At 58.2% G+C, this 11596-nt stretch carries 11 protein-coding genes; 4 read left to right on the forward strand and 7 right to left on the reverse strand.

Annotated features, from left to right (window positions below; all coding sequences use genetic code 11):
• Nucleotides 1-319: 319 nt before the first annotated feature.
• Complete coding sequence (gene nfuA / locus RTE01_RS13475) at nt 320-895, reverse strand: Fe-S biogenesis protein NfuA (protein ID WP_041143022.1); 576 nt, start codon at nt 893-895, stop codon at nt 320-322.
• Between the two features lie 58 nt (nt 896-953).
• On the reverse strand, nt 954-1628 hold the full coding sequence (gene gntX / locus RTE01_RS13480; RefSeq protein WP_134528000.1) for a DNA utilization protein GntX: 675 nt from the start codon (nt 1626-1628) through the stop codon (nt 954-956).
• 39 nt (nt 1629-1667) lie between these two features.
• Here gntX and bioH point away from each other — a divergent pair, with 39 nt between their 5' ends.
• Both bioH and RTE01_RS13490 read left to right on the forward strand, forming a co-directional pair.
• Nucleotides 1668-2450 (forward strand): pimeloyl-ACP methyl ester esterase BioH, encoded by a 783-nt coding sequence (bioH, locus tag RTE01_RS13485; RefSeq protein ID WP_123552460.1) that lies wholly within the window; start codon nt 1668-1670, stop codon nt 2448-2450.
• A gap of 110 nt (nt 2451-2560) precedes the next feature.
• On the forward strand, nt 2561-2830 hold the full coding sequence (locus RTE01_RS13490) for a YdgH/BhsA/McbA-like domain containing protein (RefSeq protein WP_041143019.1): 270 nt from the start codon (nt 2561-2563) through the stop codon (nt 2828-2830).
• A gap of 94 nt (nt 2831-2924) precedes the next feature.
• Here RTE01_RS13490 and feoC read toward each other — a convergent pair whose 3' ends face one another.
• From feoC to greB, 5 genes are all read right to left on the reverse strand, one after another.
• Nucleotides 2925-3161, reverse strand: coding sequence for a [Fe-S]-dependent transcriptional repressor FeoC (feoC, locus tag RTE01_RS13495; protein ID WP_041143018.1), 237 nt, complete (start codon nt 3159-3161; stop codon nt 2925-2927).
• A gap of 9 nt (nt 3162-3170) precedes the next feature.
• Nucleotides 3171-5489 carry a Fe(2+) transporter permease subunit FeoB gene (gene feoB, locus RTE01_RS13500; protein WP_134527997.1) on the reverse strand — a complete coding sequence of 773 codons (2319 nt, stop codon included), beginning with the start codon at nt 5487-5489 and terminating at the stop codon, nt 3171-3173.
• A gap of 28 nt (nt 5490-5517) precedes the next feature.
• Nucleotides 5518-5745, reverse strand: a complete 228-nt coding sequence (feoA, locus tag RTE01_RS13505) for a ferrous iron transporter A (protein ID WP_004868486.1) — start codon at nt 5743-5745, stop codon at nt 5518-5520.
• Nucleotides 5746-6149: 404 nt separating this feature from the next.
• Nucleotides 6150-8480 (reverse strand): Tex family protein, encoded by a 2331-nt coding sequence (locus RTE01_RS13510; protein ID WP_141335090.1) that lies wholly within the window; start codon nt 8478-8480, stop codon nt 6150-6152.
• Between the two features lie 151 nt (nt 8481-8631).
• On the reverse strand, nt 8632-9105 hold the full coding sequence (greB, locus tag RTE01_RS13515) for a transcription elongation factor GreB (RefSeq protein ID WP_041143015.1): 474 nt from the start codon (nt 9103-9105) through the stop codon (nt 8632-8634).
• 247 nt (nt 9106-9352) lie between these two features.
• Here greB and ompR point away from each other — a divergent pair, with 247 nt between their 5' ends.
• Together ompR and envZ are read left to right on the forward strand one after the other, a co-directional pair.
• Nucleotides 9353-10072: an osmolarity response regulator transcription factor OmpR gene (gene ompR / locus RTE01_RS13520; protein ID WP_001157751.1), complete on the forward strand. Its 720-nt coding sequence runs from the start codon at nt 9353-9355 to the stop codon at nt 10070-10072.
• Nucleotides 10069-11430, forward strand: a complete 1362-nt coding sequence (gene envZ / locus RTE01_RS13525; RefSeq protein WP_041143014.1) for a two-component system sensor histidine kinase EnvZ — start codon at nt 10069-10071, stop codon at nt 11428-11430. The genes ompR and envZ overlap by 4 nt, the downstream gene beginning before the upstream one ends.
• Nucleotides 11431-11596 lie beyond the last annotated feature (166 nt).

Consider the following 11596-nt stretch of genomic DNA (forward strand, 5'->3'; position numbering starts at 1 on the left):
AACGTAAAACTTCAATCTTGTTCCGTTTGCTCCGGGCGGGGATACAAACTGTATGGCGCCATAAAATCGACTATCACTTCTTATCAGAAAGGATAGCTGGCTATTTTTATAGCAGCGGAGCCTGAGAGAGATGATACGGGTAACATATGAAGGTTGAGAATCACCCTGGCGGTGAATATTTTAAATATGAGACTTAAGTCATACTCTTTCCCGGGTTTTTTGCACGTACGACTAACGATAGGGCGGGAGGGGTTGCGTCAGGAGGGAGCGGCCCGGCAGCAAAATACGGCCGGGCTGGGAGTGCGATATGGCGGACGGCTTAGTAGTAGGAGTGCTCGCCGCGCTGATGTTCGGTCAGATCGCGCACGCCTTTCAGTTCAGGGAATTCGGTCAGCAGCTGTTTCTCGATCCCTTCTTTCAGGGTAACGTCGACCATTGAGCAGCCGTTACAGCCGCCGCCGAACTGCAGAATCGCCAGGCCATCTTCGGTGATTTCCATCAGCGTCACGCGACCACCGTGGCCGGCCAGCTGCGGGTTGATCTGCGATTGCAGCATATATTCAACGCGCTCCATCAGCGGCGCGTCGTCGGAGACTTTACGCATCTTGGCGTTTGGCGCTTTCAGCGTCAGCTGGGAGCCAAGCTGATCGGTCACGAAGTCGATTTCAGCGTCTTCCAGGTACGGCGCGCTGAGTTCGTCGACGTACGCGGTCAGCTGCTCAAACTTCAGCGTCGTGTCGGTGTCTTCCACCGCATCCGGTGGGCAGTAGGATACGCCGCACTCAGCGTTTGGGGTGCCGGGATTAATCACAAATACGCGAATTTGTGTCCCTTCTTCCTGATTTACCAGCAGTTTGGCAAAGTGCGCTTGTGCAGCATCGGAAATACGGATCATAGCGTTGGCCTAATAGTTGACTATTTTACTGGGTTATAATACGCCCATCAGCAGGGGTCTACAAGGTACGGCACATACACCATACCTGAACCGTCGCGGCGCCGTTTCGCAAAAGCAGGCGGGATATCTCGGCGACGGTGCTTCCGGTTGTGACGACATCATCCACAATGGCGATATGGTGACCCCGAACCGACAATTCAAGCTGAAACGCATTTTTCAGGTTCCGTTTGCGTAACCTCGCGGTGAGCTGATGCTGAGTTGCGGTAGGGCGGCTGCGCCGCAGCGCGTCGCTGCGCCAGGCGGTGTGCGTCCAGCGTGCCAGAGGACGGCATAGCAGATCGCTCTGGTTAAAACCTCGCCGCCATTGCCGCCGCTGCCACAGCGGGACGCCGACAATCCTGTCCACCGGGGGCAGGTCTGCGCTCTGGCGGATACGCAGCAGCAGCAGGCGAGCCAGCGCCGGGGCCAGCTCCGGGCGGCGGGTAAATTTCAGCTGATGGATCAGGCCGCTTAGCGGCGGAAGGTAGTCGCTGACGGCCACCAGCCGCTGCCACGGCGGGGGATCCTGGATGCAGCGACCGCAGGGGACGCTGGCGGTGCCGGCGGGCAGGCCGCAGCGTGGGCATCGGGGCTGACGGGTTGTCAGCGATGCGCTGCAGCGGGAGCAGAATCCCCAGCTGGCAATGGCCAGCGGCATTTGGCATAGCCAGCATAAGCCGTGTGCTGTTAGCATATTTCCCCCTGATATCTGGTGAAAAGAGAACAATAGCTGATGAACGACATCTGGTGGCAAACCGTGGGCGAAGGGAAGTGTCATCTTGTGCTGCTGCACGGATGGGGGCTGAATGCCGGGGTGTGGGATTGCATTACGCCGCAGCTGGCTTCGCACTTCACGCTGCACGTGGTTGATCTGCCGGGCTATGGTCGCAGCAGCGGTTTTGGCGCGCTGTCTCTGGAGGAGATGGCGCAGCAGGTGCTGAAAAAAGCCCCTGAGCAGGCCATCTGGTTGGGCTGGAGCCTGGGGGGCCTGGTGGCAAGCCAGATAGCCTTACAGCATCCTCAGCGCGTGCTGGCGCTGGTTACCGTCGCCTCTTCCCCGAGCTTCAGCGCGCATGACGACTGGCCGGGCATTAAGCCGGAAGTGCTGAGCGGTTTTCAGCAGCAGCTCAGCGATGACTTTCAGCGCACCGTCGAGCGTTTTCTGGCCCTGCAAACGATGGGAACTGAAAGCGCGCGCCAGGATGCCCGGGCGCTGAAAAGCACCGTTCTGTCGCTCCCGATGCCGTCGATAGCGGCTCTGAACGGCGGGCTGGAAATCCTGAAAACCGCCGATTTGCGCCAGCCGCTGGCGGCGCTGCCGATGCCGTTCCTGCGGCTGTACGGTCGCCTGGACGGCCTGGTGCCGCGCAAAATAGTCCCTCTTCTTGATGCAATGTGGGAACAGAGTGAATCCATCGTCTTTGACAAGGCGGCCCATGCGCCGTTTATCTCGCATCCGCACGACTTCTGCCAGCCGCTGCTGGCGTTGAAAAAGCGGTTGAGGAATTATTTTTAACGGAACGTGGTAAAAATCCGGGGCATAGCAATACTTAGATTGTTGCGGCAGATGATTATTTCATTTCATCTCGGCGGCCTAAAAAAACAACCTAATGGAGAGTAGAGGCTATGAAACTTATTACGGGTATTTTGACATCTCTGGTGATTGGAAGTCTGTCATTTGGCGCGTTCGCAGCGAAAGAAATTCAGAAAGACGAGGTCGCGACGATGAATCTGACCAAAGTCGGCAGCATCACCACCTCTAAAACGACCTCGCCGATGGATGCCAAGCGCGATCTGTCGAAAAAGGCGGATGAGCTCGGCGGTAAATACTTCGTGGTGATTGCCGGTAACAAAAACGAAAAAACGGTTCACGCTAACGCAGACGTCTACAAATAACCTGCGTCGACAAGTCATTCGCTAAGCGGGTCTCTCGACCCGCTTCTCAACCCATAAACCCATAAACCCATAAACCCATAAACCCATAAACCCATCAACGCAGCGACCACCACTCCGATAAGCAGGCCTTTCCTTCCGGGCAGCTTTTGCAGCTGCCGGAGAGGCAGCCCTCAGGGTCCTGGGCTACCCGCTGAACCTTACCCATGGCTTCGAGCCGGCTCAGCATCGCGTCAATCAGCGGCTGCGGCGCGTGCAGGCGGGCGCTGAGCTGCGCGGCCTCCATCCGCCCCTGCAGTGCCAGCATATCGCGTACTTCAATCAACGACGCCATCATCACTCCTTAGTGGCAATCGCCGGCCGGGCTCTGGCAGCACGACGACGGCGTTTTACGCGTCGCCAGCAGCGAGATGTCGACCCGACTGCGCGCGCGACGGAGCAGGCCAAAGAGCACGACGTTGAACAGCACGACGGCAAGGATGCACACCAGGCTGTAGCGCGGGTGCTGGCTAAAGCTCACGGTTTGATAGTAGAGCGTGGAGAGCGAGTATGCGATATTCAGCCCCCACAGGATGGAGAACGACATCCAGCCGCGGCTCGATTCGCGGGCGACGGCGCCCATCACCGAAATACACGGAATATAGAGCAGGACGAAAATCAGATAGCTGTACGCCGCGGCGGCATTGCCGAATTTGCTGCTCATCACGCCCATGGCGCCGGTTGCCATTTCGCCATCGCCCTTGCTGGCCTCAATCGGGTTCGCCAGCACGCTGAGGCTGAAGGTGTCTTTCAGGCTCTGCCAGGTTTCATCCGCGGCCGCCAGCAGCTCATCGCCGAGGCTAAAGGTCTGCGGATTAAACGCTTCGTTTTGAATGTTTTCCGCGGTATAGAGCGTATTTAGCGTGCCGACCACCACCTCTTTGGCCATCGCACCGGTGAACAGCCCGACGGTTGCCTGCCAGTTGTCTTCATGAACGCCAATCGGCTTAAACAGCGGGGTGATGACCCGGCTGACCGACGCCAGCGCCGAGTCGTTAATGTTATCCACCAGCTTGCCGTTGAGCGAGAAGCTGTTCAGCGCGCTGAGGAAGATGCTGACGATCACGATGACTTTACCCGCCCGCAGCACGAAGCCTTTCAGGCGCTGCCAGGTCTGGATGACCAGGCTTTTGATATGCGGCACGTGATATACCGGCAGCTCCATCACAAACGGCGAGGCTTCGCCGCGCATAATGGTGTGCTTGAGCATCAGGCCGGTGAGGATTGCCATCACGATGCCGAGCAGGTACAGCGAGAAGACCGCCAGCGCACCGTTTTGCCCGAAGAAGGCCGCGGCGAACACGGCAAAGATAGCCAGCCGCGCGCCGCAGGACATAAACGGCGCCATCATGATAGTCATCAGGCGCTCGCGCGGCGCATCCAGCGTACGCGCGCCCATCACCGACGGCACGTTGCAGCCGAAGCCGACAATCAGCGGCACGAAGGATTTCCCCGGCAGGCCCAGCGCCTGCATCAGGCGGTCCATCACGAACGCCGCGCGCGCCATATAGCCGGAGTCTTCGAGGAAGGAGAGGAACAGGTACATCATGCCGATCTGCGGCACCAGCGGCAGCACGGTGTTAATACCGCCGCCGATCCCCTGGGCGAGGAACACGGTCAGCCACTCCGGGAGATGCAGGGTATAGCCCAGCCACTGAATGCCGTGGATAAAGATGGCCACCGATCCGGCGTCGAATATTGGCTGCAGCGCGCCGCCGATGTTGATGGCCAGTAAAAACATCAGATACATGACGAACAGAAAAATGGGCAAGCCAAGTACCCGGTTGAGGATAATTTTATCCATCGCGGCGGTGAAGCGGCTCGGCTCGGCGGTCAGCGTGTTGCTGACGGCATCGCAGATGGCGGCAATGCTCTGATAGCGGGCATCGGCAATATGCAGCGCCGGATCGTCAATCTCTTTGCTCAGGTTCGCCAGGGCGGCATCGAGCCTATCGGCGGCGTTGCCGGCATAGGCGCGGCTGTAGATATCGCCTTCCAGCATCTGCAGGCCGAGCCAGCAGCGCTGGCGCCGCGGAATCTCACTGGACATGGCCTGCGCCAGTTTTTCCGCCTCGCGCAGCAGCGGCTGCGGATAGTGCACCAGCTCAATCGCCCTGTTTTCCTGATGACGATCGATAGCCATCTTCAGGGCTTCGATACCGCGGCCGCGGGTTGACACCAGCGGGATAACCGGGCAGCCAAGGCGCGCTGAGAGGGCGTCAACGTCGATGCGGATTTTCTGCTTCTCGGCGATATCCAGCATGTTCAGGGCAACGACGCAGGGGATCCCCAGCTCCAGCAGCTGGAGCGTCAGGTAGAGGTTGCGCTCAAGGTTTGACGCATCCACGACGTTAATCAGCAGGTCGGCGTCGCCGCTGAGAATATAGTGACAGGCAATCTGCTCATCCAGCGAGGTTTGCGAGGAGATGGTGGTCAGCGAATAGGTACCGGGCAGATCAACCAGCGTGACCTGATTATCCGTGGTGGTAAAGGCTCCCTCTTTACGCTCAACGGTAACGCCGGCCCAGTTCCCCACGCGCTGGCGGGCGCCGGTGAGCTGATTAAATAACGTGGTCTTGCCGGAGTTAGGATTACCAATTAAACCAATGGTTAATTTTTTCATATTTCAGACTCTTATTGCCGGGCCGGCGTTATTGTGCAACCGCTTCCAGTTCTATTAGGTCGAGATCTTTTTTACGCAATACCAGGCTCACGCGCCGGGTTTCGATATGCACAGGATCGCCAAGCGGCGCCACGCGTACCACGTTAAAAGAAGAGCCAGGCAACATGCCAAGGGATAACAGTTTCTGCCGATAAGCCGGGCTTATATCGCGAGAGAAACCGGTAATTTTCCAAGCGCTATCAGGAGTGAATTGCATAGGGCCTACTTGTATATCGCTAACTGAACGAGAGTTTACCGTGCGCAGCGGCTGCGCGGCACCGGGGAGCATAGCCTACGAAGAAGAATAGAAACTGCAAATAATGATAATGAGAATAGTTTTTATCATCAATACATAACGGGCGCAATAATGGACTTTTGGCGGAAATTTGCTGTTTTTTTGATATGACTCAAGGTCTGTGCGGTAGCAATAAATAAGTTAAATATTACTTTTTTCAATTAATGTTTAATTAAGGTTTCATTGGTTAACGAAATGAAACTTTAATAAATAGAATTTCCGTCTGCGCTTATTAACAGCTTACTGGAATTTATCGAGCGCCGTTTGCGCAATATTGCTGCTTTGTCGGCGGGAGATTGCCCCCCGAAGCGGGGGGCAAAGAGGAGCTAGCGTTTTTTACCCATTGCCGCTGCCAGCGCGTCCATCATCGCGCTATTGCCGTTCGACTGGGCTTCACGGCCGCGCGGCTTCGCCGCTTTTGCCGGCGGACGATTGCCCTGCGGACGCTCGCCGCCGCCGCTGCGGCGCGAGTTGCTCTCGCCCGGCTGCTCATCCAGGCGCATCGTCAGGGCGATACGCTTACGCTGCAGGTCAACTTCCATCACCTTAACCTGGACGATATCGCCCGCTTTGACCACGCTATGCGGGTCTTCCACGAACTTGTTCGATAGCGATGAGATGTGTACCAGGCCATCCTGGTGAACGCCGATATCGACAAACGCGCCAAAGTTGGTGACGTTGGTGACGGCCCCTTCCAGCACCATGCCCGGCAGCAGATCGTTCATGGTTTCTACGCCATCAGCGAACTTCGCGGTTTTGAATTCAGGACGCGGATCGCGGCCCGGCTTTTCCAGCTCTTTGATGATGTCGGTCACCGTCGGCACGCCGAATTTCTCATCGGTGAACTCGCTGGCCTTGAGGTTGCGCAGCTCGCTGCTGTTACCCATCAGCTCTTGTAGCGCCTGCTGAGTGGCGGCCAGAATCCGCTCAACGATCGGATAGGCTTCCGGGTGAACGGTGGAGGCATCCAGCGGGTTATCGCCGTGGTTGATGCGCAGGAACCCCGCACACTGCTCAAAGGCTTTTGGACCGAGGCGGCTCACCTTCAGCAGCTGCTGGCGGTTCTGGAACTGACCGTTTTCATCGCGCCAGGCGACGATGTTCTGCGCCATCATGCGGGTCAGCCCGGCGACGCGGGTGAGCAGCGGCACGGAGGCGGTATTCAGGTCCACGCCGACGGCGTTTACGCAGTCCTCAACCACCGCATCCAGCTTGCGCGCCAGCTGGGACTGGCTGACATCGTGCTGATACTGGCCGACGCCGATAGACTTTGGATCGATCTTCACCAGCTCGGCCAGCGGATCCTGCAGGCGGCGGGCGATAGAGACGGCGCCGCGCAGGGAAACGTCAAGGTCCGGGAACTCCAGCGCCGCCAGCTCGGAAGCCGAATAAACCGACGCTCCCGCTTCGCTGACGATCACCTTTTGCGCGGTGACCTTCGGGAACTGCTGCTGCACGTCGAGGAAGAAGCGTTCGGTTTCGCGCGATGCGGTGCCGTTACCGATAGCGACCAGCTCAACGTTGTGCTTTTGACACAGCCCGGCGACCGCCACCGCGGCTTTAGCCGCCTGGCCGGTATGCGGATAGATGGTGTCGGTGGCGACCAGCTTGCCGGTCCCGTCAACGACCGCCACCTTCACGCCGGTACGCAGGCCCGGATCGAGGCCCATCGTCGCGCGCAGACCCGCAGGCGCCGCCATCAGCAGGTCGTGCAGGTTGCGGGCAAAGACGTTAATGGCTTCATCTTCCGCACGTTCGCGCACGGTGCCCATCAGCTCGGTTTCGAGATGCATCAGGACCTTGATGCGCCAGGTCCAGCTCACCACCCCTTTACGCCAGCTATCCGCCGGCGCGCCGTTCAGGCGCAGGCCGAGATGGCTGATAATAATCTGCTCGCAGTGGCTCTCTTTCGGCGTCTCGTCGAACTGCGGGTCGGGATTCAGAGCCAGCTGCAGAATGCCTTCGTTGCGGCCGCGGAACATTGCCAGCGCACGGTGAGAAGGCACGGTTGAAATCGGTTCATGATGATCGAAGTAGTCGCGGAACTTCGCGCCTTCTTCTTCTTTCCCACTGACCACCGTCGCGACCAGATGCGCGTTCTTCCACAGATAATCGCGCACTTTTGCCAGCAGTCCGGCATCTTCAGCGAAGCGCTCCATCAGGATATAGCGCGCGCCGTCGAGGGCGGCCTTGGTATCCGCTACGCCGCCGTCGGCATTGATAAATTTGGCGGCTTCGGCTTCCGGATCGTGGGACGGGTCGTTCCACAGCAGATCCGCCAGCGGCTCGAGCCCGGCTTCGATAGCGATTTGCCCGCGGGTGCGGCGCTTTGGCTTATACGGCAGGTAGAGATCTTCGAGCTCGGTTTTGCTCAGGGTGGTGGTGATGGCTTTTTCCAGCGCATCGGTCAGTTTACCCTGCTCGCCGATCGATTTGAGGATCGACTGGCGGCGGTCTTCCAGTTCGCGCAGATAGCCGAGGCGGGTTTCCAGATTACGCAGCTGCGTGTCATCCAGACCGCCGGTGACTTCTTTACGATAACGTGCAATAAACGGCACGGTGTTCCCTTCATCAAGCAGGCGAACGGCAGCTTCTACCTGTTCAGTCCTGGCCTGAAGTTCACCCGCAATAATGCGGCAGAGCGAATCATTCATCATGGCTTGGCTTCATCTACTGGATCAAAAAATCAGGGGATAGTTATACGGACTGGCACCGCAAAATGCCAGTCGCGGCGGAGGTCTCTCGGAATCTTCCGGGCATAGATCCGCGAGCAAAGCGGCAAATAAAATCGCCTGATGGTGCAGGGCTCTATTTGACGTATTCAATGTCGTTAACGTACCAGCTGGCTTCGCCGGCGGGCGTATGGACGATAGCCAGGTCGCCGACCTCTTTTTTCAGCAGGGCGCGGGCCATGGGCGAGTCGATCGAGATATAGTCTTTGCGGCCGAAGATTTCATCGTAGCCGACGATGCGAAAGCGCTTGCTGTCGCCGCTGTCGTTTTCAATCTCGACCCACGCGCCGAAGAACACCTTGCCCTCCTGCTGCGGGGAGTAATCAACGATCTTCAGATGCTCAAGACATTTGCTCAAATAGCGTACCCGGCGGTCAATTTCGCGCAGGCGTTTTTTATTATACTGATAGTCGGCGTTTTCACTGCGGTCGCCGAGGCTCGCCGCCCAGGTGACTTTTTTAGTGACTTCAGGACGCTCTTCGCGCCACAGGTAGTCCATCTCTTTTTTAAGTTTTTCATACCCTTCACGGGTGATCAGCGGCGTTTTCATTAATCGTTCTACCTTCTGACTGTCTGGTATTGCGCAGGGTTCTGTGCGGCTGCGCACAATTCGTAGCGCGTAATAATACCGACAGGATAAATAATGTGTCTTATGATTAAATGTATACTTAAGCTGCTGTTAAATATGCTTTGTAACAATTTAGCCTGGAATATATACCAGATTTAGCTGGTGGCCGGCACGGGCTTTTTTGAGAATACGCACTGACAATTGCAGTGAACCTTTGGGAGTATAAACAATGCAAGAGAATTATAAGATTCTGGTTGTCGATGACGACATGCGCCTGCGCGCGCTGCTCGAGCGTTATCTGACCGAGCAGGGCTTCCAGGTTCGAAGCGTAGCCAACGCTGAACAGATGGATCGCCTGTTGACCCGCGAGTCCTTCCACCTGATGGTGTTGGATTTAATGCTGCCTGGCGAAGATGGCCTCTCCATCTGCCGTCGCCTGCGTAGCCAGAGCAACCCGATGCCGATCATTATGGTGACGGCGAAAGGGGAAGAAGTTGACCGTATCGTGGGCCTCGAGATCGGCGCTGACGACTACATTCCCAAACCCTTCAACCCGCGCGAGCTGCTGGCGCGTATCCGCGCGGTGCTGCGCCGTCAGGCGAATGAGCTGCCGGGCGCTCCTTCGCAGGAAGAGGCGGTTATCGCGTTTGGCAAGTTCAAGCTTAACCTCGGGACCCGCGAGATGTTCCGTGAAGATGAGCCTATGCCGCTGACCAGCGGTGAGTTTGCGGTGCTGAAGGCGCTGGTGAGCCACCCGCGCGAGCCGCTCTCCCGCGATAAGCTGATGAACCTTGCCCGCGGCCGCGAATACTCGGCGATGGAGCGCTCCATCGATGTGCAGATCTCCCGCCTGCGCCGCATGGTGGAAGAGGACCCGGCGCATCCGCGCTATATCCAGACCGTGTGGGGCCTTGGCTACGTCTTCGTACCGGACGGCTCTAAGGCATGAAACGCGTGCGCTTTTCGCCGCGAAGTTCGTTTGCTCGCACCCTGCTGCTGATCGTCACCCTGCTGTTCGTCAGCCTGGTGACGACCTATCTGGTGGTGCTGAATTTCGCGATCCTGCCGAGTCTGCAGCAGTTTAATAAGGTTCTGGCCTACGAAGTCCGTATGCTGATGACCGACAAGCTGCAGCTCGAGGATGGCACCCAATTGGTGGTGCCTCCGGCCTTTCGTCGTGAGATTTATCGGGAGCTGGGCATTTCGCTCTACTCCAACGAAGCGGCGGAAGATGCGGGTCTGCGCTGGGCGCAGCACTATGAGTTTTTAAGCCAGCAGATGGCGCACCAGCTCGGCGGGCCAACCGAAGTGCGGGTTGAGGTCAACAAAAGCTCGCCGGTGGTGTGGCTGAAAACCTGGCTCTCTCCGAATATCTGGGTGCGCGTCCCGCTGACGGAAATCCATCAGGGTGATTTCTCGCCGCTGTTCCGCTATACCCTGGCGATTATGCTGCTGGCGATTGGCGGGGCCTGGCTCTTTATTCGTATTCAGAACCGACCGCTGGTTGATCTTGAACATGCGGCGCTGCAGGTCGGGCGGGGCATTATTCCGCCGCCGCTGCGCGAGTACGGGGCGTCCGAGGTTCGCTCGGTGACCCGCGCCTTCAACCATATGGCCGCGGGCGTGAAGCAGCTGGCTGACGACCGCACGCTGCTGATGGCCGGCGTGAGCCACGATCTGCGCACGCCGCTGACGCGCATTCGCCTGGCGACGGAGATGATGGCGGCAGAAGACGGCTACCTCGCCGAGTCGATCAATAAAGATATCGAAGAGTGTAACGCCATCATCGAGCAGTTTATTGACTATCTGCGTACCGGTCAGGAGATGCCGATGGAGCTGGCGGACCTGAACTCGGTGCTGGGTGAGGTTATCGCGGCGGAAAGCGGCTATGAGCGCGAAATTGCCACCGACCTGCAGGCCGGAGAGATCCCGCTGCGCATCCATCCTCTGTCCATCAAGCGCGCGCTGGCCAATATGGTGGTGAACGCCGCGCGCTACGGTAACGGCTGGATTAAGGTTAGCAGCGGCAGTGAAGCAAGCAGCGCGTGGTTCCAGGTCGAGGACGATGGCCCTGGCATCAAGCCGGAGCAGCGCGAGCACCTGTTCCAGCCGTTTGTGCGCGGCGATAGCGCCCGCAGCACCAGCGGCACCGGCCTGGGGCTGGCCATCGTGCAGCGTATTATCGATAACCATAACGGTCGGCTGGAGATAGGTTCCAGCGAGCGGGGTGGGCTGTTGATTCGCGCATGGCTGCCGATTCCCGTCCATCGCGCCCTCGCGCCGGCGAGACAGAACAAAGAGAGCTAGCCAGCCTGCTGCATACCCCATGTTTGTATGGTCGTTGCTGAAAAAGCTCTCAGCAATGATATCGCGACTTAATTGCCACGGGCTGGCTGCGTGGGGGTTAAGGCGCATCAAGGAAACTGGCGGGAACGCAGGCGAGCATCCAGGACTGGCCGCCAGGACGGCGGCC

It is taken from the genome of Klebsiella terrigena, assembly GCF_006539725.1.
Taxonomy (GTDB): domain Bacteria; phylum Pseudomonadota; class Gammaproteobacteria; order Enterobacterales; family Enterobacteriaceae; genus Klebsiella; species Klebsiella terrigena.

Excerpts from the sequence above, each read along its gene's own strand:
- nfuA (WP_041143022.1), bottom strand. The coding sequence starts at position 895 with ATGATCCGTATTTCCGATGCTGCACAAGCGCACTTTGCCAAACTGCTG.
- gntX (WP_134528000.1), bottom strand. The coding sequence starts at position 1,628 with ATGCTAACAGCACACGGCTTATGCTGGCTATGCCAAATGCCGCTGGCC.
- bioH (WP_123552460.1), top strand. The coding sequence starts at position 1,668 with ATGAACGACATCTGGTGGCAAACCGTGGGCGAAGGGAAGTGTCATCTT.
- RTE01_RS13490 (WP_041143019.1), top strand. The coding sequence starts at position 2,561 with ATGAAACTTATTACGGGTATTTTGACATCTCTGGTGATTGGAAGTCTG.
- feoC (WP_041143018.1), bottom strand. The coding sequence starts at position 3,161 with ATGGCGTCGTTGATTGAAGTACGCGATATGCTGGCACTGCAGGGGCGG.
- feoB (WP_134527997.1), bottom strand. The coding sequence starts at position 5,489 with ATGAAAAAATTAACCATTGGTTTAATTGGTAATCCTAACTCCGGCAAG.
- feoA (WP_004868486.1), bottom strand. The coding sequence starts at position 5,745 with ATGCAATTCACTCCTGATAGCGCTTGGAAAATTACCGGTTTCTCTCGC.
- RTE01_RS13510 (WP_141335090.1), bottom strand. The coding sequence starts at position 8,480 with ATGATGAATGATTCGCTCTGCCGCATTATTGCGGGTGAACTTCAGGCC.
- greB (WP_041143015.1), bottom strand. The coding sequence starts at position 9,105 with ATGAAAACGCCGCTGATCACCCGTGAAGGGTATGAAAAACTTAAAAAA.
- ompR (WP_001157751.1), top strand. The coding sequence starts at position 9,353 with ATGCAAGAGAATTATAAGATTCTGGTTGTCGATGACGACATGCGCCTG.
- envZ (WP_041143014.1), top strand. The coding sequence starts at position 10,069 with ATGAAACGCGTGCGCTTTTCGCCGCGAAGTTCGTTTGCTCGCACCCTG.